The 24,711-nt window shown below is 64.5% G+C and carries 26 protein-coding genes; 7 read left to right on the plus strand and 19 right to left on the minus strand.

All coding sequences use genetic code 11. From position 1 onward, the window contains the following. Positions 1-99: 99 nt before the first annotated feature. Entirely contained in the window at positions 100-741 is a 642-nt protein-coding gene (locus LB547_RS06855; protein WP_224655832.1) for a hypothetical protein, read from the plus strand. Positions 742-775: 34 nt separating this feature from the next. After that, complete coding sequence (locus LB547_RS06860; protein ID WP_318013602.1) at positions 776-1,669, plus strand: DUF1194 domain-containing protein; 894 nt, start codon at positions 776-778, stop codon at positions 1,667-1,669. 235 nt (positions 1,670-1,904) lie between these two features. Here the strand turns inward: LB547_RS06860 and LB547_RS06865 are convergent, their stop codons facing one another. Together LB547_RS06865 and LB547_RS06870 are read right to left on the minus strand one after the other, a co-directional pair. After that, a complete protein-coding gene (locus tag LB547_RS06865) occupies positions 1,905-2,699 on the minus strand; it encodes an SDR family NAD(P)-dependent oxidoreductase (protein WP_140761404.1) in 795 nt (264 codons plus the stop codon). Positions 2,700-3,148: 449 nt separating this feature from the next. After that, positions 3,149-3,727: a TetR/AcrR family transcriptional regulator gene (locus tag LB547_RS06870; protein ID WP_140513927.1), complete on the minus strand. Its 579-nt coding sequence runs from the start codon at positions 3,725-3,727 to the stop codon at positions 3,149-3,151. A 79-nt stretch (positions 3,728-3,806) separates the two neighbouring features. On the opposite strand from LB547_RS06870, the gene LB547_RS06875 reads away from it, so the two are divergent. Both LB547_RS06875 and LB547_RS06880 read left to right on the plus strand, forming a co-directional pair. Further along, positions 3,807-4,169 carry a hypothetical protein gene (locus LB547_RS06875; RefSeq protein ID WP_140560320.1) on the plus strand — a complete coding sequence of 121 codons (363 nt, stop codon included), beginning with the start codon at positions 3,807-3,809 and terminating at the stop codon, positions 4,167-4,169. A gap of 81 nt (positions 4,170-4,250) precedes the next feature. Further along, positions 4,251-4,709, plus strand: a complete 459-nt coding sequence (locus LB547_RS06880) for a nuclear transport factor 2 family protein (RefSeq protein ID WP_140560321.1) — start codon at positions 4,251-4,253, stop codon at positions 4,707-4,709. A gap of 175 nt (positions 4,710-4,884) precedes the next feature. On the opposite strand, the gene LB547_RS06885 is transcribed toward LB547_RS06880, so the two are convergent. From LB547_RS06885 to flhA, 3 genes are read right to left on the minus strand one after another with little or no spacing between them, the layout of a single operon-like run. Beyond that, positions 4,885-5,268 (minus strand): hypothetical protein, encoded by a 384-nt coding sequence (locus tag LB547_RS06885; RefSeq protein WP_140496242.1) that lies wholly within the window; start codon positions 5,266-5,268, stop codon positions 4,885-4,887. Position 5,269: 1 nt separating this feature from the next. Further along, a complete protein-coding gene (fliR, locus tag LB547_RS06890; protein WP_140496241.1) occupies positions 5,270-6,022 on the minus strand; it encodes a flagellar biosynthetic protein FliR in 753 nt (250 codons plus the stop codon). Next, positions 6,019-8,106 carry a flagellar biosynthesis protein FlhA gene (gene flhA, locus LB547_RS06895; protein ID WP_140496240.1) on the minus strand — a complete coding sequence of 696 codons (2,088 nt, stop codon included), beginning with the start codon at positions 8,104-8,106 and terminating at the stop codon, positions 6,019-6,021. The genes fliR and flhA overlap by 4 nt, the downstream gene beginning before the upstream one ends. Positions 8,107-8,219: 113 nt before the next feature. Here flhA and LB547_RS06900 point away from each other — a divergent pair, with 113 nt between their 5' ends. The 3 genes from LB547_RS06900 (at position 8,220) to LB547_RS06910 (ending at position 11,281) form a co-directional block, all read left to right on the plus strand. Beyond that, positions 8,220-8,519: a putative quinol monooxygenase gene (locus LB547_RS06900; RefSeq protein ID WP_140556597.1), complete on the plus strand. Its 300-nt coding sequence runs from the start codon at positions 8,220-8,222 to the stop codon at positions 8,517-8,519. 131 nt (positions 8,520-8,650) lie between these two features. Then, positions 8,651-10,447 carry a chloride channel protein gene (locus tag LB547_RS06905; protein WP_140513652.1) on the plus strand — a complete coding sequence of 599 codons (1,797 nt, stop codon included), beginning with the start codon at positions 8,651-8,653 and terminating at the stop codon, positions 10,445-10,447. Positions 10,448-10,543: 96 nt separating this feature from the next. Beyond that, the gene (locus LB547_RS06910) at positions 10,544-11,281 is read left to right on the plus strand and encodes a DUF4336 domain-containing protein (protein ID WP_140761409.1); all 738 of its coding nucleotides are present in this window, start codon (positions 10,544-10,546) and stop codon (positions 11,279-11,281) included. Positions 11,282-11,335: 54 nt separating this feature from the next. Here LB547_RS06910 and LB547_RS06915 read toward each other — a convergent pair whose 3' ends face one another. From LB547_RS06915 to LB547_RS06980, 14 genes are all read right to left on the minus strand, one after another. Then, positions 11,336-12,979 (minus strand): MFS transporter, encoded by a 1,644-nt coding sequence (locus LB547_RS06915; RefSeq protein ID WP_140522340.1) that lies wholly within the window; start codon positions 12,977-12,979, stop codon positions 11,336-11,338. A 271-nt stretch (positions 12,980-13,250) separates the two neighbouring features. Then, complete coding sequence (gene fliQ / locus LB547_RS06920) at positions 13,251-13,517, minus strand: flagellar biosynthesis protein FliQ (RefSeq protein WP_140496235.1); 267 nt, start codon at positions 13,515-13,517, stop codon at positions 13,251-13,253. Positions 13,518-13,538: 21 nt separating this feature from the next. Beyond that, positions 13,539-13,946, minus strand: coding sequence for a flagellar hook assembly protein FlgD (gene flgD / locus LB547_RS06925; RefSeq protein ID WP_140513649.1), 408 nt, complete (start codon positions 13,944-13,946; stop codon positions 13,539-13,541). Continuing rightward, the gene (gene flbT, locus LB547_RS06930) at positions 13,946-14,386 is read right to left on the minus strand and encodes a flagellar biosynthesis repressor FlbT (protein WP_140496233.1); all 441 of its coding nucleotides are present in this window, start codon (positions 14,384-14,386) and stop codon (positions 13,946-13,948) included. The genes flgD and flbT overlap by 1 nt, the downstream gene beginning before the upstream one ends. Further along, on the minus strand, positions 14,383-14,730 hold the full coding sequence (gene flaF / locus LB547_RS06935; RefSeq protein ID WP_140496232.1) for a flagellar biosynthesis regulator FlaF: 348 nt from the start codon (positions 14,728-14,730) through the stop codon (positions 14,383-14,385). The genes flbT and flaF overlap by 4 nt, the downstream gene beginning before the upstream one ends. 30 nt (positions 14,731-14,760) lie before the next feature. Next, positions 14,761-15,804 (minus strand): flagellar hook-associated family protein, encoded by a 1,044-nt coding sequence (locus tag LB547_RS06940; RefSeq protein ID WP_140496231.1) that lies wholly within the window; start codon positions 15,802-15,804, stop codon positions 14,761-14,763. Positions 15,805-15,807: 3 nt separating this feature from the next. Further along, the gene (flgK, locus tag LB547_RS06945; RefSeq protein ID WP_140560324.1) at positions 15,808-17,259 is read right to left on the minus strand and encodes a flagellar hook-associated protein FlgK; all 1,452 of its coding nucleotides are present in this window, start codon (positions 17,257-17,259) and stop codon (positions 15,808-15,810) included. 28 nt (positions 17,260-17,287) lie between these two features. After that, complete coding sequence (locus tag LB547_RS06950; RefSeq protein ID WP_140624290.1) at positions 17,288-18,544, minus strand: flagellar hook protein FlgE; 1,257 nt, start codon at positions 18,542-18,544, stop codon at positions 17,288-17,290. 79 nt (positions 18,545-18,623) lie between these two features. After that, complete coding sequence (locus LB547_RS06955) at positions 18,624-19,292, minus strand: response regulator transcription factor (protein ID WP_140496228.1); 669 nt, start codon at positions 19,290-19,292, stop codon at positions 18,624-18,626. 223 nt (positions 19,293-19,515) lie between these two features. Further along, positions 19,516-20,103, minus strand: a complete 588-nt coding sequence (locus LB547_RS06960; RefSeq protein WP_181165242.1) for a transglycosylase SLT domain-containing protein — start codon at positions 20,101-20,103, stop codon at positions 19,516-19,518. Then, positions 20,033-21,400, minus strand: coding sequence for a flagellar hook-length control protein FliK (locus LB547_RS06965; RefSeq protein WP_140761413.1), 1,368 nt, complete (start codon positions 21,398-21,400; stop codon positions 20,033-20,035). Before LB547_RS06965 ends, LB547_RS06960 begins: the two co-directional genes overlap by 71 nt. Beyond that, positions 21,397-22,761: a chemotaxis protein MotC gene (locus tag LB547_RS06970; protein ID WP_140556607.1), complete on the minus strand. Its 1,365-nt coding sequence runs from the start codon at positions 22,759-22,761 to the stop codon at positions 21,397-21,399. The genes LB547_RS06965 and LB547_RS06970 overlap by 4 nt, the downstream gene beginning before the upstream one ends. Then, positions 22,758-24,092 (minus strand): MotB family protein, encoded by a 1,335-nt coding sequence (locus LB547_RS06975; RefSeq protein ID WP_140624286.1) that lies wholly within the window; start codon positions 24,090-24,092, stop codon positions 22,758-22,760. The genes LB547_RS06970 and LB547_RS06975 overlap by 4 nt, the downstream gene beginning before the upstream one ends. Continuing rightward, entirely contained in the window at positions 24,089-24,709 is a 621-nt protein-coding gene (locus LB547_RS06980) for a hypothetical protein (protein WP_140513643.1), read from the minus strand. The genes LB547_RS06975 and LB547_RS06980 overlap by 4 nt, the downstream gene beginning before the upstream one ends. Between the last annotated feature and the right edge of the window lie 2 nt (positions 24,710-24,711).

The raw sequence follows: 24,711 nt of genomic DNA on the forward strand, positions 1-24,711 counted from the left end.
CGTATCGAGCGCGGCCGGACAGGCCGCGGGTGCGCTGCGATGAACGCGTGGACAGTCCTTCTTCCGCTCGCACATTTGAGATCGGCCCTTGGTGCCCGCATGAAGGGACCCGGCGGCTATTACAACAGTGGCAACGCGCTTGGCCTCATCGTAGGTCTTGCAACCCAAATTGCGGCCGCGCCAGTCGGCCAGCATGAGGAAAGCGCTGTCATCGCGGCGGTGATGGACTATTTCGCGGGCAGCCATGGCACTGTTGCGCTCACCTTGGCTACCCTCGTCTTTTTCTGCGGCGGCGAAGCCTACCACCGGGCTTGGGCAAAGCCGGATGTTCCCGATCCCACCCTCAATCGTCTGGGCGACTTCCTCTCGGGATTAGGCGCAATCGGGCTCGGCATCGCGCTCTTGCTGCTCGGCGACCCGCTGCTTGCGGCGACGTCCGGCCTGCTGCATGCGCTCGGCAAGTTCGGCAGCACCTTTCACAGGCCGGGCAGGCCGGTTCCGGTGTGGCCGACCGCCTGGCCCGATCCGTTCCGCAGTGCGGTGCTCGCCAGCAGGTTGCCGGCAGTGGTGGCGACAACCGTCGCCCTCGGCCAGGCTTTGCCGGTAGTCTGGTCGGGCGAGTCCTTCGCGGCACTCATCATGCCGCTGACGTTACTCGGCTGTTATCTTTTGTGGACCAAGGCCGATCTGCTGCTGTTCGGCGTTGGGTCCAAGGTCCCTCGTCAAATTTCCACATGTTGAAAATGGGCGGCTTTGACAACGATCGGTTGTCGAGATGGAGAATGGCATGTTTATAGATATGTATCAGGACGCCGGTCCCTCTTCTGGAGCGGTCTCCTTTCGCGGGCGGGTGCAGCCGATAGGCGGGGCCAATCTTTTTTCGCCGAAAAAGCCATCGGGAAGGGGGCTGGCAAAGCGAGCCAATTCACTCCTGAGACTGGCGGGGATACTTGCAGCTTCTGCGTTCTGGAATCTCCCGGCGCATGCAGCGAATGTCGACGTTGCCATCGTGTTCGCGGTCGACTTCTCGTCATCGATTGATCCAAAGGTCGCCGATCTGCAACGCGAGGGACATGCCGCGGCACTCACTTCGCCCGAGATCATCGCCGCCATCGGCCGGAATTACGTCGGCTGCATCGGCGTGGCCTACTTTGAATGGTCGAGCCCCGGACACGCACGCACCATACTGCCGTGGACAAGCATCTGCGGACTGGAAGATGCAAGAGCGGCGGCGGCGGAGATCAGCAGGAAAGGGGATACCGGCGTCATCCGTCGAGGGCGATCCGGAACATCGGTTTCCTCGGCTATCGACATTGGCAGTCTTCTGTTGGACCAGTTTCCTGGAAATGCCGCCAAGAAGGTCATCGATATCTCCTCCAATGGTGAGAACAACGACGGACTTCCTGTTCAGCCGAGCAGGCTGAACGCCATTGCCAAGGGATATACGATCAACGCGATCGCCATTCCCACCGAAGACGACGATCCCGGCAATCCGCTGGCATCTTATTTTGCCAAATCGGTCATTGGCGGTTCCCAGGCCTTCGTCATGACGCCAAAAGGGCCAAACGACTACAGCACGGCGCTTCGCCGCAAGCTGGTCACGGAAGTAAGCATGAACAACGAAGGGAAATTCCCGCAACCGGCAGGCGGGCGCTCTTCTCAACCGTAATTCCGGACAGTGGCGCATTGCTGCACGTCCGCGTGAGGGCCGAGAGCAGACGGCGGCTCCTGGCATCGATCCACGGCCCCTCGTCGATCTTGATCTCGGCCCGGTCGATCGGGGCACCCCAGGGCGGCTCCGACGATCCGACAATCGCTGCCGATATGAGGCACCCGAGCCGGCGCCGATTTGAGGCTGGCTCAGCCGCGGCGACCCTCATGCCACCGCGGCGGTGGGACGCGGCTCATCCGATCGAGCGGAGCACACCACCGTCGACGCGCAGCGCGGCGCCGGTGGTCGCCGAGGCCTGCTCGGAGCAGGTGTAGACGACCATGTTCGCGACTTCCTCGGTTGTCGCGAACCGGTTGATGAGCGTGGTCGGACGCAGCGATTTCAGGAAATTATGCTCGGCGTCCGTTTGCGTGATGCCCTGCTCTTTCGCGGTGGCCTTCATCCAGCCGCCGAGAATCTCGGAGTCGGTCGGCCCCGGCAGGACAGCGTTGACCGTGACGCCGGTGCCACCGACAAGTTCGGCCAGCCCGCGCGACACGGCCAGCAACGCGGTCTTGGTCATGCCGTAGTCGATCATCTCCTTGGGGATGGCGAGCGCGGACTCGCTGCTGATGAAGACGACCCGTCCCCACCCGCGCTCGACCATACCCGGCATATAGTGGCGCGCGGCGCGCACGCCGCTCATCACGTTGAGCTGGAAGAGGTCGAGCCATGCGGCGTCGTCCTGCTCGAAGAAGCCGTTGGGACGCGCAGTGCCAACATTGTTGACGAGGATGTCGGCATTCGGCGCCTGCGCCGCGAGCGCCGCCGAGCCCTCGGCTGTCGCGAGATCGGCGGCAATGCCGGTGAGGTCGGCGTCAGGCAGCAGCGCGCGCAGTTCCCGGAGCGTCGCGGCGACCCGCTCTTCCGTACGTCCATTGACGACGACGGCGGAGCCTGCGCGCGCGAGCCCTTCGGCGATCGCGCGGCCGATGCCGGCGGTCGATCCGGTGACGATGGCCTTGCGGCCCTTGAGTTCGATGTTCATGCCCTTGATCTCCGATTATAGGTGGCCGGACGACCGGACGGATGGCCCGGAGGTCAGCTGATGCCGCTCAGCTAGATAAGCCGCGCGAGCGCACGCAGGCGTTCCGATGCTAGTGCCGAAGGATGCCGAGCCCGGTGCTTGCCTAGCGGCCGAACATACGGGCCAATGCCTGGCCAACAGCCCCAAATCTCATGGTGGAATAGCTCATCGCGCTTCTCCTTCGGGCGGACGCATCGCCGCTGCCCCACGCCAAGAGGTAGGCATGCCCAGGCGCGCCATGCAGTCGGAAGACACGCACTACGGTGGTGCGAAATCGCACCGGAGGCTTCACGTGACGACGCGAACTTCTCCATGATCGACTGGGACGGTATCCGTTACTTCTTCGCAGTCGCGCGCGACGGTTCGGTCCGAGCGGCGAGCAATGGATCAGGCGCCGCTGCCCGCATCATTCAGATGGCGACTGTCTCGCGAACCTGATCGGCCGCCGCATCCAGAAAAGCCTGCGCGAGGTCCGGGTCGTTGACCACCCGCGAGAGCATGACCGCGCCGACCATTGTCGAGAGAACGGCCATTGCCTTGTTGCCGCCCTTTTCGCCGTCGTCCTCGCCAACCCAACTGCCGAGCATCTCGAGATACTCCCTGATGCCGGCCTCGAATGAGGCCTTTACCTCGGCGCCTTGCCTGGCCGCATCCGAGCCGAGCGCGACGACCGGGCAGCCGTCCATCTTTTCCGCGCGATGATCCATACTGAGGTAGAATGAGATCACCCCGTCGAGCGGTTTCCCAGGGTTTGCCGCTGTCGCGGCCGACCACTTGTCGGTGGCGCTTTCCATCGCGCGCCTGGATGCCTGCGCCGCCAGGTCGTCCTTTGACTCGAACTGCTTGTAAAAGGCGCCCTGGGTCAGCCCGGCGCCCTTCATCAGATCCTTGAGGCCAATGCCGTCAAAGCCTCGCTCCCGAAAAAGGCGGCTTGCCACATTGATCACGGTTTCGCGGTTTTCCGCGGCCTGAGTGCGACTTACGCGCATCGCCATCTCCTTTTTAGATTGCATTCGTAATCTATACATTATATAGAGGTCGAACGCAATCCAAAAAAGGAGATATGAGATGATCCGCAAAACCCTGAGTGCGTCCGTTCTGGCCGCGATGTTTCTTGCGAAACCGGCTTTTGCCGAGGAAGCGACCATCGGACGCCCGATCGAAGCTGCCAGCCTGCACGAGGGACAGCTCGACATGGTGGTCTACTACGTCCCGGTCAACGGCGACCTGCTGGAGGTCACCGCCACCTTCGCGCCGAAGATCGGAGGTGATCCGCTGCGCTTCGTCATGGGCCTTGCTGACGGCGACTCCGTGGCCTTTTCCATGCCGGGCCATCAGGATTCGCTTTATGCGTTCTCAAGGTCGGGCGAGGAGGTCACGATCTCGACCGAGACCGACACATACCTGCGAGCCGACGCGACAATGCGCTGACGCGCAGACCCTGCATGGTGTCGGCTGCGTCCGAACAGCTTGCCTTCGATCGCGCTACCGAATGAGTTGGAGGAGAGTGATATGCTATATAGTTATTTTGTCGAGAAATCGATCCGAAAGAGCTTCGATGACGTCAACAATCATCGCTGGGATGCGGCGGTGAAAGCACTCGCGCCGCATGTCCATCATCGGGTTGGCGGCGCCCACGCGCTTGGTGGAGAGCGCCACGACAAGGAAGCCCTGCGCCGCTGGTTTGAACGCCTCGGCCGTGTTCTGCCCACCCTCCGTCTCACGGTCAATCACATCTGGGTGGAGGGCTGGCCATGGCATACCACTGTGTTTGCCCAGTGGGATGGCACCGCGACCCTGCTCAACGGCGACACGTCGTACATCAACCGAGGTCTCCACGTGTTTACCCTGCGGTGGGGCAGGGTCCATGCGCTGGAGGAATTTTACGATTCACAGGCAGCGGCTCGCGGTCTTGCCCTCCAAGCGGCAGCGGGCCTCGAAGAAGCTGCCGCCGAACAGATAACAAGCTAGCTGAAACGTCGCCTTTTTACGATCCTCCGCAATGCGGAGGCTCGGCACATTCTTCGACAGGCTGTACGGGCGGCTTCTGGGTAGACGCGAAATTGCATCCATAGCCCGTACGAGGCGCAAAGCGGTCAGTCAGGATTCCGCTGCGAAGGCTTGCTTTGCGTCCAGACCTCCTCCTCTACTCCTGTCCCCGCTTCTGCGCGATCAGATCGAGGCGTTCGCGGTCGGAGCGTTCGCGTTCGTCGCGGTTGCGCACGTCCTTGTAGGCGCGCTCGACCATGTTGGTGCGCGCGGTTGCCGACGCGACGAGGCCGGCCTCCTTCCTGGCGCTTTCGAGGTTCGCCTCCTGGCGCACGACGGCCTGGGCGATGCGGCGGTGGTAGAGATCGGGGAAAAGGCCGGAGAGGGAATTGTCCTTGTCGAAATGCTCGACCAGTTCCTTGGCCTCGGCTTCGGCGGCATTTGCGGCGGCGAGGAGGGTGGCGTGGCGCGTCTCGTGCAGCGCCTTCAACTGTTCCTGAACCTTGACCAGCTTCTTCAGGCGGTCCTTGCGCGTGCTCATGTCACCTCGCCAGCGTCAGGTCGACAAAGCCGTCGACGAACAGCGACAGCATGGAGCCGACGGCGAAATAGAAGATGAGCATGCCGCCGGCGATGACGAAGGGCTGAGAGATGAAATAGATCGGGATCTGCGGCGTCAGCTTGTTGACGAAGCCGATCGTCAGGTTGACGAGAATGGCATAGGCGACGAAAGGGCTGCCGAGGCGGATGACCAGGAAGAAGGTGTCCGACACCGTGTCGGCGACATCGACCAGTGCCGCCTGCGGGTTGAAGAAGACGTTGACCGGCGCGACCGTATAGGACGTCACCAGCGCGCGTATGATCTCATGGTCGAAGTCGAAGACGAACAGCAGCAGCAGTGCCGAGAACGAGATCATGGCGGCGAGCGCCGCCTGCGGTTCGGGCTCCTCGATCGCTGGCCCGCCCGAGCCGCCATAGCCGATCAGCATGGCGATGGCCGACCCCATGAAGCGCAGGGCTTCCATGTAGAGCCTGGTCATGGCGCCGATCAGGCCGCCGACCAGGAGTTCGGAAACGATCATCGGCACCAGGATCTGCGGACGCGGATCGACGAAGGGAAAGATCTTGTCCCACAGGAAGGCGAGCAGGCCGCCGGTGGCGGCGACCGCAACGAACAGCCTGACCTGCACCGGGATGCGGGCGCTGGACAGGCCGGGCATCAGCATGAAGCAGGCGCCGATGCGGCAGAAGGCGAGGAACGCCGCGATGACGACCGCTTGCGAGAGAACGCTCACGATATGGTCCCGAGCACCCTGATCTCGACGCCCTTGGCGATTTCGACATGCGAGAGCACCGGCAGCGTGGTGAACAGCCGCTCGATGATCATGCGCACATAGGGGCGCGCGTCGGGCGCGGTGACGAGGACGAAACGCTCGCCGGCTTCGAGGAATTTCTTGATCGCCTTGGTGGCGTCCTGGCCGAATTCCTCGAGCTGGCGCGGATCGATGTCGAACTCGCGCACCTCGCCCTTGGCGTCGCGCTTGAGGCTCTGGTGGAAGGCGAGGTCCCAGCGGTTGCCGAGACGCAACACCTTGAGCACGCCGCCCTCCGAAAGATCGCCGCAGATCTGCTGCGCCATGCGGATGCGGACATGCTCGACGATCTGCTCGGTGCGGCGCACATGCGGCGCGATCTCGGCGATGGCCTCGATGATCAGGTGCAGGTTGCGGATCGAGACACGCTCGGCCAGCAGCAGCTTCAGCACTGCCTGCAGGCCGGGATAGGAGATGTGCGTGGTGCAGATCTCGTCGGCGAGCTTGCGGTATTCCTGATCCTGGCGCTCGAGCAGCGCCTTCATGTCCTTGTAGGACAGAAGCTGCGGCAGGTTGTTGCGGATGACCTCGGAGAGATGGGTGAGCAGCACCGACATGTTGTCGGCAAAGGTGTAGTTCTCGCGCTTCAGATCCTCGGCGAATGTTTCCATGACGGAATAGGCACGCATGCCGAAGGCCGGTTCGCGGATCTCCTCGCCCGGAATTTCGGGAACGTCGCGGTTGCCGAGCAGCACCATGATCTCCCCGACGCGCATCGAATATTCGGCGACCACCGTTCCGTGCACCTTGATCTGATAGCTTTTCGGCGGGATGGCGAAATCGTCGGCGACGCGCACTTCGGGCACGACGAAGCCATATTGCTGGGCGAACTTCTTGCGCATCTTGGCCATGCGGAAGACCAGCTCCTGATGCGAGACCAGCAGCCGGGTCGAAAGCTGCTTGCCGATCAGAAGCTCGATCTCGGCGGTGGCGAGCGAGGCCTTGACCGAGTTCTTCTCTTCCTCGGCCTTGGTCGCCTTCTCCTGGTTCTTCAGCGCCTCGGCCTCGGCCATGGCCCGGTTGTGGCGCATCGGAATGACATAGCCGAGGCCGGCCATGCCGCCGGCGAGCGCGAAGAAGGGGAAGAAGGGCAGGCCTGGCATCAGCCCGAGCAGCACCAGCAGCGCCGCCGCCACATAGAGCGCGCGCGGATGCGCGCCGAGCTGCCCGAACACGGCCTGGTTCGTCGAACCGCGCGTACCGCCCTTGGAAACCAGCAGGCCGGCGGCGAGCGAGACGATGAGCGCCGGGATCTGGGTGACCAGACCGTCGCCGACCGACAGCTTGATGAACACGTCGGCGGCCTCGCCCATGCCCATGCCGTGCCTGATATAGCCGATGGCGATGCCGCCGACGATGTTGATGGCGGTGATGATGAGGCCGGCGATGGCGTCGCCGCGGACGAATTTCGAGGCGCCGTCCATCGAGCCGAAGAAGGAGGATTCCTCTTCCAGCTCGCGGCGGCGCAACTGCGCTGTCTTGTCGTCGATCATGCCGGCGGAGAGGTCGGCGTCGATCGACATCTGCTTGCCGGGGATGGCATCGAGGGTGAAACGGGCGCCGACCTCGGCGATACGGGTGGCGCCCTTGGTGATGACGATGAAGTTCACCACGATCAGGATCATGAAGACGATCAGGCCGATGACGAAATCGCTGGCCATGACCAGTTTGGAGAAGCCGGCGATGACGTAGCCGGCTGCATGCGTGCCTTCATTGCCGTGCGACAGGATCATGCGCGTGGTGGCGATGTTAAGCGATAGCCGCAGCATGGTAGCGATGAGCAGTACGGTCGGAAACGAGGAGAAGTCGAGCGGCCGCTGGATCCACAGTGCCACCATCAGGATCAGCACCGAAAGGGCGATCGAGAAGGCAAGGCCGACGTCGATGAGAAAGGCCGGGATCGGCAGGAACAGCACGGCCAGGATGATGACGATGCCCAGCGCGAAGAAGACGTCGCGACCGTTCTTGGCCACGGCGCCGGGCTGGATGCTTTCGCTTATCGCCATTCTAGTCCTCGAAAACCGTGGGCTGCCGAGCATGCGACAGCCCGGCGAGGGTAGCTGGCCAAGCTTGCGCGAGGGTGGGAGAGTGGCCTGCCCAACCATCGAAAGGAAATCTCATGCTGCTGGTCATCGGCACGGTTCGTCTGCCACCCGACAAGCTCGAACAGGCAAGGCCAGCGATGGAACGCATGGTTGTCGCCAGCCGTGCCGAGCCCGGTTGCCTCGCATACTCCTATGCGCAGGATGTCCTCGATGCCGGGTTGATCCGGGTCACGGAAGTCTGGAGTGACAGGGCGGCGCTCGACGCACATTTCGCCGCGCCACACCTTGTGGACTGGCGCGCAAGCTGGCCGGCGCTCGGCATCGGCGAGCGCAATCTCGTGCTCTACGAGGCCGGCGACCCGAAGCCGACCTGACCATCGGCGGCCGGACGGGCTCCCTCCCAAAGGGCGCGCGGGCGCCGTCATTGTGGTTGCCATGCGGTGCCGCTCGGCGTATCAGCACGGCAGTGTTTTCAATGCCTTGCTGATGTCGGCGAGCCGCTCCGGTGCTTACCAAAAACCAATCGCCCAGGAATCAACCGCAAGTCTACGCTCGCCGGCTGCGCGCGGTGCTCATCAATTCGATCCCGCTGCTCGAAGCGCGAGGCATAGCGGTTGTCGTCCTTGCCGGCATCGTCGGCGTGATGGCGGGCATACTGGTCACCGCGATGAGCCAGATCGTGCAGGACCTGCACGGGCTGTTGTTCGGCGTGCAGGCCGGCGGCCGGCTTTCGGGCATGTTCTCCCTCGCCCACCCCATGCAGGCCCTGATCCCGGCGATCGGCGGCATCCTGCTCGGGCTGACGGTGATCTGGCTGAGAAAGCGGAGATTCCGCACGCCTGTCGACCCGATCGAGGCCAACGCGCTCTATGGCGGTCGCATGTCGCTGACCGATACGTTCATCATCGCCGGCCAGACCATGCTCTCCAGCGGTTTCGGCGCCTCCGTCGGGCTGGAGGCCGGCTACACGCAGGTCGGTTCCGGCCTGGCTTCGCGGCTGGCGCGGCTGTTCAAGCTGCGCCGCAACGATGTCCGCATCCTGGTCGGCTGCGGCGCCGCCGGCGCCATCGCGGCGGCTTTCGACGCGCCGCTGACCGGCGCTTTCTATGGTTTCGAACTGGTCATCGGCATCTATTCGGTCGCCAATGTGGTGCCTGTCATGACCGCGGCGATCTCCGCCTCGCTCACCGCCGAGATGTTCGGCGGCGTGCCGTTCCCGCTGGAGCTTGCGGGCCTGCCGGCACTCACGGCCAGCCAGTACGTGCCCTTCCTGCTGCTTGGGCTGCTTGGCGGGGCCGCCTCGATCGCCATCATGCATCTGGTGACGCTGGTCGAACGCGCCTTTGCCAAGCTGTCGGTCGATGCCTCGCTGCGTCCCGTCATCGGCGGCGTCATCGTCGGCCTGCTCGGGCTGGTCACGCCGCAGGTGCTGTCGAGCGGCCACGGCGCGCTGCATCGCGAATTCGCCATGAACTATGGGCTGAGCGTGGTGGCCAGCGTCTTCGTGCTGAAGCTGGCGGCTTCCGCGATCTCGCTGGGTTCGGGGTTTCGCGGCGGACTGTTCTTCGCTTCGCTGTTTCTTGGCGCCCTGCTCGGCAAGGCATTCGCCGATGTGATGGCTTTCATCTCACCGTCGACCGGCATCGATTCCGCCGTCGCTGCCGTCGTCGGCATGACATCGCTGGCAGTCGGCGTCGTCGGCGGGCCGCTGACGATGACGTTCCTGGCGCTGGAATCGACCCGCGACCTGACGCTAACCGGCGTCGTCCTGGCGGCCTCGATCATGGCGGCGATCCTGGTGCGCGAGACCTTCGGCTACTCCTTCTCGACGTGGCGCTTTCATCTGCGCGGCGAGACGATCCGCAGTGCCCATGACGTCGGCTGGATGCGCAGCCTGACCGTCGGCTCGATGATGCGCAAGGACATCAAGACCATCAATGCCGACACGACGCTTGCGGCCTTCCGCAAGCAGGTGCCGCTGGGTTCGGCCCAGCGCGTCATTGCCGTCGACGCCGGCGATCAGTATGTCGGCGTGCTGATCGTTGCCGAACTGCATAGCGACCTGTCCGACGGCGAGACGGCGGTGCGCGATCTGGCGCAATACAAGGATGCCGTCCTGGTGCCGAGCATGAACGTGCAGTCGGCCGCCGAGACCTTCCAGCGGGCCGGCGCCGAGGAGCTGGCCGTGGTCGAGGATTTCACCGACCACATCGTGCTCGGACTGCTGACCGAGGGTCATCTGATGCGGCGCTATGCCGAGGAGCTGGAAAAAGCGCGCCGGGACCTGTCGGGCGAAGGGTAGGTCGGGCGAAGGTAGGCTGCCGAGCCGGCCCGGCTGAGCTCGTGCAAGGCGAAGCTGCCGTGGCCAAGCTTGTTCTCCGCCCTACTTCAGCAAATCATGGCCGACCGCGCACCATATCCGCCGCTCAACACGTTAAAGCTGGTTTCGAAGGACATCTGGATCGTGGATGGCCCGGTCATCCGCTTCGGCATGCCTTGGCCGAAAATGCGGTTTCCGACGCGGATGACCGTCATCCGCGTCAACGACGGCGATTTGTTCGTCCATTCACCCACCTTGCTGACAGAGAGCCTCGAGGCCGAGATCGCTGGATTGGGCAAGGTCCGCTACATCATCGGGCCGAACCGGATCCACTATTGGTGGATTCCGATGTGGCGCAGGGCCTTTGCGGATGCGGGTATCTGGCTGGCACCGGGCATTCGCGAGCAGGCGGGCGACAGGATCGATTTCGAGGCGAACGAGCTTGGTGCCGAGAGGGGCTACCCGTGGGACGATGACCTCAAGTCGCTGCCGGTGGAAGGCAGCTTCATGACAGAGATGGTGTTCTTCCATTCCGTCAGCCGAACATTGATCCTGACAGACCTGATCGAGAACTTCGAACCGCGGAAGCTTGGCTGGCCGTGGCGCTGGCTTGCCAGGGCGGCTGGTGTCGTTGATCCGGATGGCAAGACGCCGCGCGATTTGCGATTGACCTTCCCCAGGGGGCAACTCAAGGCGGCAGTCGAAAAGATGCTAGAATGGAATCCGGAACGCGTGATCATGGCGCACGGCCGTTGGTACGAACGCGATGGCGTCGCCGAACTGAAGCGCGCGTTCCGCTGGCTGGGTCCGCTCTAACGCTTTGTGTTGATGCAAGCCCGGACGAAAACGTCTTCGCGCTATCCTGCACTCCTAATGCTCGATCGGGCCCTTTGCCATGACCAGCGCCGTGCCCGCGGTTGTCGGGCGCTCGATCACGCGGCGCACCCGCGGCGGCTCGTCGCCGCTGTGCAGCGCCCGCAGGCGCTCGCCGACCATGGCGTCGGCTTGGGTGATGCGGCCGTTGTGCCTGACATATTCGAGCCAGGTCGGCGTGTGGTAGTGCTCGATCCAGATCGCCGGATTTTCGAGATCGCGCGCCAGCGTCCAGTTGCGGGCACCGTCGCGGCGGCGGATGCGGCCGCGCTCGGCCATGGTGGCCAGGAACTCCGGCACGTCCTCGTCGCGGATGATGTATTCGATCATGATGGCGATGGGGCCGCTGCGTGGCTTCAGGTCGAGCGCGAGATGCGGCTCCTTGAAGCGGTTGAGCGGATCGAGGTTCAGCACCTGCTGCTGCGGCAGCGGCAGCACGAGGCCGATGGCGCCGCCAGCCAGCATGGCGATGGCCGCCGCGATCAGCGCTGTCCCGGCGCCATGCGCGTCGGCGACGATGCCCCAGATCCAGCTGCCGAGCGCGATGCCGCCGAAGGTCGCGGTCTGATAGACCGACAGCACCCGGCCGACGACCCAGCGCGGCGTCGCCATCTGCACGGTGACGTTGAAATGCGAAAGCGCGATCACCCAGCACGCGCCGCCGACCAGCAGGCCGAGCGATGTCTGCCAGGCGTTGTGGCTGACGGCGGCATTGAAGGCGCAGACGGCGAAGCCGGCGAAGGCCGAGCGCACCATGGTCTCGCTGGACAAAAGCTGGCGCAGCCGCACGCTGATCAGCGCGCCGCCGACCGCGCCGATGCCGAAGGCGCCCAGCATGATGCCATAGGTCAAGGCATCGCCCTTGACGACGTCGCGCGCCACCAGCGGCAGGAGCGCCAGCACCGCGCCGGCGCTGAAGCCGAAGGCGGAGCCCCTGACCAGCACCTTGCCGATGTTGGGCGACATGGCGACATAGCGCAGGCCTGCGCCCATGGCCGCGCCAAGCGATTCGCGCGGCAGCGTCGATGGCTGAACCTGCGGCTTCCAGCGCGCCAGCACGACGATGAGACCGATATAGCTCACCGCGTTGGCCGCGAAGGCGGCCGCCGCCCCGGCTGCGGCGACGATGATGCCGCCGATCGCCGGACCGACGCTGCGGGTCAGGTTGAAGCCCATCGAGTTCAACGCGACGGCGGCCGGCACCTTGTTGCGGGGCACGATGTCGCCGACGGAGGCTTGCCAGGACGGGCTGTTCAGGGCCGTGCCGCTGTCGATCAGGAAGGTGAAGGCAAGCAGCGTCCACGGCGTCATCAAGCCGGAATAGGTGAACAGGGTCAGAAGCACCGAGACGACCAGCATGAAGGTCTGGGCGACCAGCATAACCTTGCGCCGGTCGAAGCTGTCGGCGATGGCGCCGGCGACGAGCGCGAACAGCATGATCGGCAAGGTGGTCGAGGCCTGCACCAGCGCGACCTGATAGGGCGAGGTGGCGATCGTGGTCATCATCCAGGCGGCGCCGACGCCCTGGATGAGGCCGCCGAAATTCGACACGAGGCTGGCCGACCACACGGCGCGGAAGATGCCGTGCCGGAACGGCGCCAGCGCCGAAACGCTCTCGCTCTCCGGCTTTTCGTCAATCATAGGAAAGGCCCTGTCATGGCTTGCCGATCGTTGCGGTGATCCGTTTCCGCGGATGGTTTGCCGAAACTATGGCATCGTGCCGCAAAGAGCGAACGTCCTGAAAAAAAGATCATGGTCCAACAAGAGGATAGAGGAGGACCACGCAGCCGTGCGGCGTTGCTTCGACGCCGCGCCGCGGATGCAGCCCTATGCCGTACACGGTCCGCATCGGCGACAGCAGGCTGCTGCCGGTAAGTCGTCGGGACAGAACGGGCCGGCTCGCCGCAAGCAGCTAGAACCCGTTTTCAATGCGCTCGAAGACGACGTTGGTGAAGGCCGATATCTGGCTGCCGATGAAGGGACCGGTCAGCGCCGCCACGAGCATGATGGCGACGATCTTCGGCACGAAGGTCAAGGTGATCTCCTGGACCTGCGTCAGGGCCTGGATCAAGGCGATGCCGATACCCACCGCCATGGCGACCAGCACCACCGGGGCGGATGCGGTCAGCACCGTCCACACCGCGTACTGGACGATGTCGAGTGCGTCGGCCTCGTTCATGGGGTCGGCCCGCCGGAGCCGTCAGCTTGCCGCCTTGACCGAGACGCCGGGGCCGACCGCGATCTCGGTGCCGTTGCCCAGCACGGCGATGAGGCCGCTGCTGGCAAGGCGCACGGACGCGACGGTGCCCGTCGTCTTGCCGTCGGCGGACGTTATCGAGCGCCCGATCAGCGCATCGGCCTGCGACAGCGCCGAGGACTGCATGATCTGGTCCAGCTTGGTATTGGTCTGCACAGACTGCTCGACCTGCGAGAAGGTGGCGAGCTGGGCGACGTACTGTGTCGAATCCATCGGCTTGGTCGGATCCTGGTTCTTCATCTCGGCGATCAGAAGCTTCAGGAAGGACTGGTAGTCGACAGCGGTCTTGGAGGTCTGCTGGCTGGCCTGATTGGTGCCAACCGGTATCGTCGTCGTCATGTCCACGGTCATCAGCGTGCTCCCACAGCCAGCGGACGCGAGGCGCCCGGAACGTCGTCATTGCCGCCCAGCGCGCGGCGTTCGAGCGGATAGAGCGACCGGATCGCCTTTAGCGCCTCGTAGATGTGGTCCTCGCCGACCATGCGGTCGATCTGTTTCAGCGCACTGCCGATCTCGGCGTCCTCGAAACTTGCAAGCAGCAGCGGTAGGGAGCGGCGGAACATTTCGCGCGCCTCGCCGGCGCCGGCCGGGTTCATGAGCATCACCTGGAGGATGAAATACAGCTGCTTGAGCGGCGTCGAGGCGTCATCGGCCTGGATCACATGGCTTTCGAGCAGGAACTGCACGTCGTTCATCAATTCGACGGTGACCTTGCGGTCGACGCGGATGACCGCACCGTTGATGTAGATCTTCTCGTTCGGCTTCAGCGATATCTTCAGCGTGTTGGTCATTGAATGCCGTCGCGGATGATCTGGGATACCTCGATCAGTCCCTCGAAATTCTGGGTGCGGCCCTGGCGGATGTCTTCCGCCTCGCGCAGCAGCCAAAGGCCGATCGAAATCAGGTTGGCGCGCAGTTCCTTGGGAAGCGCGTTGTCGTTGGAGCCGAGATCCTCGACAAAGGCGGTCCAGACGCGGTTGGTGAAATGCAGCGCCTCCACTGCCTCCATCGAAGCGGGGCCAAGGGCGGCGGCCGCCGCCAGCATGTCGATCGAGCGGGTCAGCAGCTCCCGTTCACGGTCCTTCGCATCGGCGACAGAGGTGCTCTGGATGTCGGCGTAGGAGAATTGGTACATCGTTGGCTCTACCGTTCCGGTTCAGAGTTGTCAGGTCAGGTAATTCAACAGGCTGAGCTGCTGGAGCCGCGCCGTCAATGCGAAGGAGGTCTCGATGTGCTGCGTCAGGTCGGCGACGCGGGTCGCGGCTTCGGCCGGGTCGACCGCTTCGAGATCGAGGATGTGGCGCTCGAACAGGTCGACCTGCGTCTTCATGCGGTCGACGGCGTCGGACACGCGCTTCTGGACGATACCGGTTTCGGACTGAACCTGGCCGATGCCGCTGAGCGCTTCGCCAACCAGCGACTGCGAGCGGCCGACGATGGTGTCCTTCGCCGCCTGGCTGATGTTGGTCGACATCAGGCTGGAGACCATGGCCGCCGCCATGGCGAGCTTCTTGATGCCGTCGCTGTTGGCGCTGGTCGAGGTCGCGGTGGTTTCGTTGAGCGCGATGCGGCTGACGATCTGCTGGTCGGTGGCGTTCGACCAGTTGGCCTGCCAGCCCGAACCGAAGAACTGCGGCTCGACGTCGTTGGTGATGAAATCGTCCATCTGGGCCGCGGTGATGTTTGCCGCGGCGGGGTCATCCGGCGTGAAACCGAAATTGGCGACGAAGGAGGCGTCGAAGGCAGCCTTGGCGGGTGATCCGGCCGCTGTGAAATCGTTGATCGGCTTGACGTCGGTGTTGGTGCCGGCAAACAGATACTCGCCGTTGACGCTGGTGTTGAGGATCGAGGCGAGCTGCTGGACGGCCGTCTTGCCGGCCGACTGGGTGAGGTTGGCGGAAGAATCGCCCGACGTTGAGGTGGTCAGGCTCGACAGCAAGGTCTGCGCGACGCTGGAGAGCTGGCCGAGCGAGGTCTGCGTCGAGGAGAGCCGGGCGGCCACCAGGCCGTTGGAATCGATAATGACATTGAGCCGGTCGAGATCGCGCGAGAAGGTTACGGACTGGGCGGTGCGTCCGCCCAGTGCCAGGCCGACATCGGCGACCCTGCCGGTGGAGGACTCCTTCGTGGCTTTGACGAGCTCGGCCTGCATGCGCATCTGCTGATAGCGCATGGCGTTCGAGAGAGCGGCCGAAGAGACTGAGGTCATGGATTATCCCACCGCGCTGAGCAGAGCCGCCAACATGTCGTCGACGGTTTTCATCATTCGGGCCGATGCCTGATAGGTATGTTCGAGATCGAGAAGCAGTGACATTTCCTGGTCGACATTGACGCCGGTCGCGTTGGACAGCGCCTCGGCGCTGCGCGACGCCAGGGCTTGCTTGGCGTCGGCTGCGGTCGAAGCCTGCTGGCGCACGCCCTGGAGCCAACCGATCGAATTGGCGGCATAGTCGGCAACGCTCGACGTCGCCGAAATCCCGGCGGCGGGGTCGAATGTCATCGGCTGATCGAGCCGGTCGCCATAGGCGACCAGAAGGCTGGAATAAGAGGCGCCGCCAGTGTTGACGACATAGGCCGCGCCGTTGGCGCCGCCGTCGCGCAGCAGTGCCGGATTGCCGCCGACACTTGGATCCATGGCGGCATTGACGCTGATCGTGCCGGCAAGGCCATTGACCAGCGTGCCAGCGGCCGGCACCGCCGGCGCGCCCGACCAGGTGAACAGCCCGGCGGCGTTGGGCATTGACGGCGCGGTCTCGGCGAAGGCCGTGATCAGGCCGCGCGCGGTCTCGTCGAGCTGGCTCTGCATGGTCGAGGCGACGCCATCGCGCAATTGCAGCAAACCGGCAAGCTTGCCGCTAGCGCTGGTGTTGCCGCCGGTTCCCGCCGAGATCGGCACATTATCGATGTAGAGGGCATTGCCGACGGTACCGGCGCTGTAGCCGGAGGATGGGGCGAAGCTGACCGTTCGCGGGATGGTTTCGAACAGCGTCGTGCCGTCACCCGTGGTGATGACCATGTCATTGTCGCCGCGCGTGAAGGTGGAGACCGGAACATAGTCCGAGATCTTCTTCAAAAGCGCGTCGCGCTGGTCCAGCGCATCGGACACGTCGGTGCCGGAGCGCGTGCCTGATATGACAGCCTGGTTGGCATCCTGGAACTGGCTGAGCAGCGAGTTAAGATCGTCTACCGCGGTGGCGATCTGGCCGTCGGTCTGGGTGCGAAAGTCCTGAATGGCCCTGGAGCCTTCGTTCAGGGAACGCACGACCTGCTTGGCTGCGTCGATGACGCTGGAGCCGAGATTCTGGTTCGAGGGCGAGGTGGCATAGAGCTGCAGCGCCTGCTGCAAATTGCCGATCGCGGTCGAGGGAGAGGACGCATTGTCAACGCCATTGACCGAAACATCCAGCTGATCCAGGCCGCTATAGAGCGCGTTTTGGCCGCTGTACGCCGACAGGGCGCTGAGATTCTGGCGGAAGAGCAGGTCGTTGGCTACGCGCTGGATATCAACCGAGCGCGCGCCCGGCGCCGTGCTGGTGACGACGGCGATGCGGCGCGTATAGTCCGGATTGGAAGCGTCGGCGACGTTGCGCGAGACAACGCTGGTCTGCCGAGCGGTGTTCATAAGCGCCGATTGGGCGATGCTCAATGCGGTGGAAAGCGACATGCGGGTCTTTCACGGGCGTTGCCCGGTTTTATCTCTTCAGGTTGACAAGGACGTCCATCAGGTCGGAACCGGTCTGGAAGACTTTCGAATTGGCGGTGTAGCTGCGTTGCGCCGCGATCATGTTGGTCAGTTCCTCGGCGATATCGACGTTCGAATTCTCGAGCGCGCCGGAGATGATGGAGCCGAGCTTGCCTTCATTGGCAAAGCCGACGCGGACCGCGCCGGATTCGGTGCCCTGCGAGTACACATTGCCGGGCAGCGCGGTGAGCTGGTCGGGACTCTGCACATCGGCCAGCGGGATCTTGTAGAGCGGCTTGGTGGAGCCGTCCTTGTACTGGGCGTAGATGGTGCCGTCCTTGCTGATCTGCACCTTGTCGATGGTGCTCGGCGCGTTGCCGTTGACCTGAGCGTCCGAAACCGTGAAGCCGGTGCCGAGCTGAGTCAATGCCGACAGATCCAACGAAAAGGCGCTGCCGTTGGGCACGGTGAGCGAGACGCTGTCGACGGCGCCGGTGAGCTTGCCCGTGGTCGTGTCGAAGGTCAGGTTGGCCGAGCCCAGCGCGCCGCCGGCGTAGGGGAATGACGTTCCGGCGGTCGCCTTCGACTGGTCGAAGACCGACACCTGCCAGGTGCCGGCGCCGGTGTTGGTGAAATAGACGTCGAGCAGCTTCTTGTTGCCGAGATTGTCATAGGCGACCATCGAGGATTTCGAGGTGTACTGCGCGCCTGCGGCGTTGGTGGTGGGCAGGTTGCCTGCCGCGACCGGCGTCGCGCCTGCGGGCAAGTTGCCGCTGTAGAGACCCTCGGTGCTCGGGGTCGCGGTCATTCCCTGGTCGGAGATGACGACCGGGACCAATCCTTCAAAACCGTTCACCGTCGCCGCCGGCACGCCATTTTCGTAGCTGTAGGCCATCAGCTGGAAGCCGGCCGAGTTGACGAGCCTGCCCTGTCCATCGGGAACGAAGGCGCCGGCGCGGGTCAGGAAAGGCGTACCGCTCGGGTCCTGGACGACAAAGAAGCCGTCGCCGCTGACGGCAAGATCGGAGACAGAGGTGGTGTATTGGAGCACGCCGGGATCGCTGACCGCCTGCCGGATCGTGGTGGTGATGCCGCCGGAATTATAGGCGCCGCCCGTCGAGGGCATGACCAGCGTTGAAAATTCGGCGGAGGACCGCTTGTAGCCGGTGGTATCGGAATTGGCGATGTTGTCGGCTGTCGTCGACAGACGGTTGGCCTGCGCGTTCATGCCGGAAACGCCGGTCCGCATCATCCCGTAGAGGCTCATCGAAATGTCTCCGCAATGTCCATGCCATTGGCAGCGAGGCTACGCGTCCTGTCTTGCGCGAGGCTGGCGCGGCGGTGCATCAGAACACCAGCCGGTAACCGAGGAAGCGCTTGGAATCGATCGGATCGGTGCCCAGCTTCTCGCGCAGCTTCTTGCGCAGCTTGCTGATGTGGCTTTCCACCACGTTCTCCTCGACCTCTTCGTCGAAGATGCCGTAGATGGCGTTGAATACTTGGGTCTTGGTGACGCGGCGGCCGCGATTGCTTGCCAGATATTCGAGAATGCGGCGCTCACGGCGCGGCAAGGGAAGCGGCTGGCCATTGATTTCGGGGTCGCGGCCATCCATGAAGATGCGCATGGCGCCGATCTCGGTAAAGGCGGCATCCTCGTTGGCGCGGCGGCGGATGGCTGTTATGCGAGCCAGGATCTCGCGGATATGGACCGGCTTGCGGATGACGTCATCGACACCGCTCTCGAACAGCCGCAACGTGTTCTCCAGCGAATGCTGCTCGCTGAGAGCAATCACCGGGGCTCCGGTGCGGTCGCGGATCTGGCGCGGAGAGATCGCGCCTTCGCGGCAGTCGCCGATGAGGAAGGCCCGGACCGAGCGCAGATCGGCATCGGCCGCCGAGTTCACCCACTCGCCGAATTCGCCGGAAGCGAAGCCCGCGCAGGCGATGCCCTCGCGGTCAAAAAGTGAATTGTATCCGTCTGTCACGAGCTCTCGCTCGTCAACGATAACGATCATCGGCCCCGCCTCCGAATCAGCTCATCTGCCCCGTGAGGGAAAGCCGTATCCGCTGGCAGGAATCCTGAACAACCGTCATTTCTTGTAACTAGTTTCTTGGGAGTCTGGAATCGCATCGGTTGCATTAGCATGGGGTGAGATATGCTTGGTGCTCCAAGTCCCGGCCAAGTCGAAGCGCAACGCCGAGACTTTGCGACTGATTGCATGAGATGCAACAATACACTCATGGGTTGCAGAACGTGCGGGCGTTGCCGGTCCATTTGCCGAAGCCGGTGGCCACCATGTTTGATATCACGCGGCAGACATAGACCTTCTGCGCCGGGTCGTTGTCGGGCCCCGCGTGATAGCGGGCGACGGCCATCGACCAGGTCACGTGACGGGCATGAAGGCTGGCCAGGAAACGCGCTGCATAGTCGACGTTCTGACGCGGATCTAGCATGTCCTCGACGCTGCGGAAATGCGCGCCGTGGTAGTGGTGATTGATTTGCATGCAGCCGAGATCGATCAGCGTCTTGCCCTCGCGTCGGGCATTGGCGAAGGTGGCAAGAGCTTCGGCGCGGCTTGTCGGGAAGACTGCTTTTCCTTCTATATTCAATGCGTTGGGCTGCAAGCTTCCCTTCTTGCCGGTCTCGGTCAAGCCGACGGCATAGAGGATGCCGGCCGGCACGCCATAGTGGTCGGCGGCGCGCAGGATCTCCGGTTCGCAAGCATTGGCGGCGGCAGCGGCGGCGCTCGCAAGACTAGATAAAGATATCGCCGCCAGCGCGCTCGCGAGAAGGCGAAGCGGGGCGGCCGTGTGCTTGCGCGTCATCATTGTGTCTTCCGGCGGATTGCTGGCCCGGTTGCTGGCCGCCGGCGCCGCTGTTGCCGCCGCCGGAATTCCCGGGTTGAAAGGACGACTGGTCGCGGCCCGCCGCCGTCTGCAAGGATGCGGTCGCATCAGTGCGGGTCGTTGCGGGGACCGCTACCGAAGGTTGTAGTATCGTGACCTTGTCAACCTCGAAGCCGAGTCCGCGCAGGGACTTGACGATGGCATCGCTATCAGAGGACAGCCGGTGGTAGGCGTCATGTGTTTGAGGCTTCAACTCAATCGAAAGTTGTTCTCCGGAGAGGCGAAGATTGGCGGTGACCATGCCAAGCTCGGCCGGATGAAGTTCGATCTTCAACACATGTGTCGCGGCGGCAACAGGGCCTGTCAGTTGCGCGGTTGCGGAGTGTGTCGAAAGCGTCGTTTTCGGGCCGCCATCGGCTGTTATGGCGCCGATCACGTTGAGGGCGGCCTGGCTCACCGGCGCCTGCGGCGGGGCAGGGAAGCTGCGCTCGGAAACCACGTCGATGCGTCCTGCCGCCGAAGGTTGTTTTCCGGGCTCGGACCGCAACGAGGACTGAACATCGGCGATGGACCTCAGCTGCGGTGCCGCGTGCTTCGGATCCACGCCCGGCACTTCGGCCGGCGCCGTCTGGGGCAGCGGCCCGGCCGCGATCGTATTATCGCGTTTTGGTGTGCCGGCGGCGTCGTTGACGGTCTGGCCATCGAGCTTGGTCAGCGCCCCATCGACGAGCGATGTCCGCTCGGGCTTCGACATCGGTTCGAGGTCATCATGCCCGGCGGCGGATTTCGGCCGGTAGGCCTTCGGCAGGAACTGCCCGTCGAGCGCCGGTTCCTGTCCGGTTTCGCTCGTATCGGCCGGTCTGGCCGATGTCGAGAAATGGCGCAGGTCATGGAACGCGATCAGCAACGGCAGATGGTCCTCGAGCGGCGTCGTACCTGTCTCGGCCGCTGCGCCATCGGCGTCCTTGTCCGTCTCGGCGGTCTTGTCGTCCCTGGCTGCTTTCGCGGCCAGCATTCCGCTGGATGGGATCCTTGCCTTGCCAGCCGGCAGTGGCTCGTCCTTCTGCCCGGCAGGACCGGCGGCAAGCCTGCTCCAGCGCTCATCGCGCGATTCGGCCCCGGCTGCCGGATGCTTGTCCGGGTGGGCCGGGCCGGCCTTGTCGTCCAGCATCTTGCCGAAACCCGTGTCGTCATTCTTTCCGGTCGCCGCCGGCTGTTCCGCCGTCGTGCGCGCGGTGGTGATTCCCGGCAGCGCCGGACCGAGGCTGGGGGTCATTTCGGAGCGGCTCCAAGCATCTGGTCGATCAGGTCGAGCTGTCGACGGGTTTTGACCATCGCGGCATCGGTCGGGTCTGACGTGTCGGTGCTGGCCGCGGCCGCCGGCGCCGATGCCGGCAGGACAGTTGCCGCATCGCCCGGAGCCGGCGGGTTCGGCGCAGCTGCCACTGTGTCGCCGGATGGCGCGACGGCCGGCTGTTCGGAGACAGCACCCTCGACGGGCGGCAATCCGGCGGCGTCGGTGGACTGCGCGGCGGCAGGCTCGGGCTCGTGCGATGGTATGACCTCTGCAGGTGCCGGGCTGGCGGTCGGAAGGGAAGCGGGCGGCGCCACCACTTCGCCGGCGATGGCCTCGGCGGCGTCGAGCAGCGCGCGGTCGCCGTCCGACAGCCGGCTGCGGTCGATCTTGCCCAGCTTGGCGCGCACGTCCTCGATGGTACCCGATGTCACGGTGGACAGGCTTGAGTAGAGCAGGGCGCGCGGATCGCCCTGATTGGTGTTGCCGTCGCGGCCTTGCTCGGCCCGCGCCGAGGCGAAGGCGGACAGTTCGTTCAGGCCGTCGATCGCGGCGCGGCGGGCGATGCGCAGATAAATGACCTTCTCGCGCTCGGGATCCATCATTGAGGTGATATCGGCCAATTTGTCCTGGCTGATCGACATGTGCAGCTCAATCACGCCCGAGACGAAGGAGTCGGCGAACTGGCTGGCATAGGGCGAATAGAGATAGCGCTCGACATATTGTGTGGAGGCAAGCGCAAAGCGCGCCGCGTCGCGCTGCGCGACCGCAATGCCGACCGAGCGGCGCAATGCCGCCTCCTCGACCAGTGTCCCGGGGCCGAGCAATTTCGCCTCGTCGAGCAGCACCAGCGCCGCGGCCGGCTGGTCGCTGGCGAGCAGCGAACCCTTGACCAGGGCAAGGAAGGCGGCGAGGTCGCTGGGCTCCGCCATCGGATCGACCGGCTTCAAGGCTTCGATGGCCTCGCCGGGGCGGCCGTTCAGGTAATCGATGACGCCCCTGGCAAGGGCTAGGTCCCGCGCATCGGCGGTGGCGCGCGACACGGCCGCCTCGACGGTCACCGGGTTGCCGCCGCTCATGCCGTAGACCAGCAGCGCGCGAAAATTCTTCGGATCCCTGAAATCGTCCTTGTCCGCCTCGCGCAAGCGCGTATCGATCATCTCCAGCAGCTTGGACTGCATCGGCAGCGCGGCGTGGTCGCCGACGGCGATACGGTCCTGAATAAGCTGCAGCGAGCGCACCAGCTGATAGGGTTGCAACGAATCCTGCGCGAGGGCGGCCGTAGGCTGGCCGGCCAACAGCAAAAGGCCCATCAAGCGGCTGGTGAAGACCGCCCGCCTCATCCGCCGGTCGCCATCAGTATCTCGATGCGGCGGTTCACCGCCGACAGCGGATCGGCGGGGTCCTTCGGCTGGCGGTCGGCGAAGCCGGCGACTTCGGTGATGCGGCGCTCGTCGACGCCGCCGCGCACCAGCATGTAGTACGCCGAATGCGCGCGCGCCGTCGACAGCCGCCAATTGTCGTAGCCGGCGCTGCGGAACGGCCGCGCGTCGGTGTGGCCGTTGATGCTGATCGTGCCCTTCTGGCTGTTGACGATGTGGCCGATCTTTTCCATCGCGAGCACCAGCTCACGGCGCGGCATCGCGGAGCCGACCTCGAACATGCCGAAGTCAAGCTGGTCGGTGATCGAGATGAGGACGCCCTTGTCGGTGGCTTCGACCGAGACGCCGTCGTGCAACTTGTCGCCAGGTTTGAAGGCCTCGGCCAGCTGCTGCCTGACATCGGCCGCAGCCTTAAGCGCGGCCGCGCCCGGCTTCTTTTCGCCGGCATCGGGCTTGGCCGCCTCCTGGGCGGCGGCAACCCTGGCGTCCGCGGGCCCGGCGGCGCCGGCTTTCGCATCACCCGCCTCGGCGATTGCCGTTGTGGCCTTGCCGTCCTTTGCCAGAGGTTCAAGCGGCGCCGCGATGACCGGCGGCGCAGGCGGCACGGCCTTGACCTTGGCGACCTGCGCCTCGGCGGCCTTGTCGCCGGGCTTCACCGGATCACCTTCGATCCTGGCGCGCTGCGCGCTGGCCTCGGCGCCCGGCGAGGCCACCTGCTGAGACCAGAAATCAGGCTCGAACGGATCGCGATAGGAGGCGCCGCCGGAAGCGCCCGTTGCCGGGCCGGCACTCTGCGCGCCGCCATCGCCCTTCTGGCTGACGTTCTGCATGATGCCGGTGTTGGTGGCGATTTCCGAAAGCACCGCGTAGGGATCGGCGAACAGGTGTTCGTCGGACTGCTCGGACTGCTGCGGCTCCTGCTTTTCCTTTTTGGGATCGGATGAACCCGCGCCGCCGGCTCCATCCTGTCCGGCCTTGGTGGCCGCCTCTTCCGGATTGTCGGCGGTCAGCCCGATGGCGCGCGGACCGTCGCCGAGATCCTCCAGGCCCTTGCGGCTCGACGTGCGGTCGACCAGCTTGACCGGATTGAAATAGCTGGCGACCGCCGCCTTGGTCTGTTCGTTGGCGGCGTTGATCAGCCACATGACCAGGAAGAAGCACATCATGGCCGTCATGAAGTCGGCGAAGGCGATCTTCCAGACGCCACCGTGATGGCCCTCCTCGTGGTCGTCATGGCCACGACGCACGATGATGATCTCGTGCCTGGCCTGATCGGCATCGGCGACGCTCATGCCAACACCTGGGAGAGCGTTGCCGACCATTCGGCCATGCGCGTCTCGAACACCGCTTCGTCGATGGAGACCGTGAGATCGAAGCCGGGAGCTTCGATGAAGTCGAGATTGGCGGCGCGCGCTCCGAGCGATGCCTTCAGCGCTTCGAAAAGGGAAAGCGGGCCGCGAACGACTATGCGCACCGCTTCGCCATCGCCGACCGCTTCGCGGACCGCACCGGCAAGCGCTTCAAGCGAGCGCTTTTGCAGGTCGTCACTGACGATGCCGCCGATGATGCGGGCGACCGTGGCGGCGACGAGGTCCGTCACGCGCGCCTCCATGGCATCAATGCGCAGCGAGACCGCCTCGCCGACATCGCCGCCGAAGCTCTCGAGAAAGGCCTTCGCTTCCTCGGCATTCGCCCGGCGTTCAGCGTCCATCGCTGCTTCGTGGGCAGCCGCAAGCCGCTCGCCAAGCGCTGCCTCCGCCTGGGCGACCGCTTCGGCGATCAGCGTGCCGATATCGGCTTGAGGCACGGCTGCTTCCGGCTCGTGCTCGGCGGCGGCCCTCGGCTGGCTGACACGTTGCGGGCGCGGGCCGAAATCCGGCAGGAGATCGAAAAGGGCTAGGGAAGGCATGG

The sequence above is a fragment of the Mesorhizobium sp. B264B1B genome, assembly GCF_020165765.1.
Lineage (GTDB): Bacteria > Pseudomonadota > Alphaproteobacteria > Rhizobiales > Rhizobiaceae > Mesorhizobium.

Bases quoted from the DNA above. Each gene is read 5' to 3' on its own strand.
- flgD (WP_140513649.1), bottom strand. From the start codon at position 13,946: ATGACCGTGGACATGACGACGACGATACCGGTTGGCACCAATCAGGCC.
- LB547_RS06880 (WP_140560321.1), top strand. From the start codon at position 4,251: ATGCTATATAGTTATTTTGTCGAGAAATCGATCCGAAAGAGCTTCGAT.
- LB547_RS06975 (WP_140624286.1), bottom strand. From the start codon at position 24,092: ATGAGCGTCGCCGATGCCGATCAGGCCAGGCACGAGATCATCATCGTG.
- LB547_RS06950 (WP_140624290.1), bottom strand. From the start codon at position 18,544: ATGAGCCTCTACGGGATGATGCGGACCGGCGTTTCCGGCATGAACGCG.
- LB547_RS06910 (WP_140761409.1), top strand. From the start codon at position 10,544: ATGGCCGACCGCGCACCATATCCGCCGCTCAACACGTTAAAGCTGGTT.
- LB547_RS06970 (WP_140556607.1), bottom strand. From the start codon at position 22,761: ATGAGGCGGGCGGTCTTCACCAGCCGCTTGATGGGCCTTTTGCTGTTG.
- LB547_RS06865 (WP_140761404.1), bottom strand. From the start codon at position 2,699: ATGAACATCGAACTCAAGGGCCGCAAGGCCATCGTCACCGGATCGACC.
- LB547_RS06875 (WP_140560320.1), top strand. From the start codon at position 3,807: ATGATCCGCAAAACCCTGAGTGCGTCCGTTCTGGCCGCGATGTTTCTT.
- LB547_RS06915 (WP_140522340.1), bottom strand. From the start codon at position 12,979: ATGATTGACGAAAAGCCGGAGAGCGAGAGCGTTTCGGCGCTGGCGCCG.
- LB547_RS06940 (WP_140496231.1), bottom strand. From the start codon at position 15,804: ATGACCTCAGTCTCTTCGGCCGCTCTCTCGAACGCCATGCGCTATCAG.
- LB547_RS06855 (WP_224655832.1), top strand. From the start codon at position 100: ATGAAGGGACCCGGCGGCTATTACAACAGTGGCAACGCGCTTGGCCTC.
- LB547_RS06955 (WP_140496228.1), bottom strand. From the start codon at position 19,292: ATGATCGTTATCGTTGACGAGCGAGAGCTCGTGACAGACGGATACAAT.
- LB547_RS06900 (WP_140556597.1), top strand. From the start codon at position 8,220: ATGCTGCTGGTCATCGGCACGGTTCGTCTGCCACCCGACAAGCTCGAA.
- LB547_RS06980 (WP_140513643.1), bottom strand. From the start codon at position 24,709: ATGCCTTCCCTAGCCCTTTTCGATCTCCTGCCGGATTTCGGCCCGCGC.
- LB547_RS06870 (WP_140513927.1), bottom strand. From the start codon at position 3,727: ATGCGCGTAAGTCGCACTCAGGCCGCGGAAAACCGCGAAACCGTGATC.
- flgK (WP_140560324.1), bottom strand. From the start codon at position 17,259: ATGTCGCTTTCCACCGCATTGAGCATCGCCCAATCGGCGCTTATGAAC.
- LB547_RS06960 (WP_181165242.1), bottom strand. From the start codon at position 20,103: ATGACGCGCAAGCACACGGCCGCCCCGCTTCGCCTTCTCGCGAGCGCG.
- flbT (WP_140496233.1), bottom strand. From the start codon at position 14,386: ATGACCAACACGCTGAAGATATCGCTGAAGCCGAACGAGAAGATCTAC.
- fliQ (WP_140496235.1), bottom strand. From the start codon at position 13,517: ATGAACGAGGCCGACGCACTCGACATCGTCCAGTACGCGGTGTGGACG.
- LB547_RS06860 (WP_318013602.1), top strand. From the start codon at position 776: ATGGAGAATGGCATGTTTATAGATATGTATCAGGACGCCGGTCCCTCT.
- flhA (WP_140496240.1), bottom strand. From the start codon at position 8,106: ATGGCGATAAGCGAAAGCATCCAGCCCGGCGCCGTGGCCAAGAACGGT.
- flaF (WP_140496232.1), bottom strand. From the start codon at position 14,730: ATGTACCAATTCTCCTACGCCGACATCCAGAGCACCTCTGTCGCCGAT.
- LB547_RS06885 (WP_140496242.1), bottom strand. From the start codon at position 5,268: ATGAGCACGCGCAAGGACCGCCTGAAGAAGCTGGTCAAGGTTCAGGAA.
- LB547_RS06965 (WP_140761413.1), bottom strand. From the start codon at position 21,400: ATGACCCCCAGCCTCGGTCCGGCGCTGCCGGGAATCACCACCGCGCGC.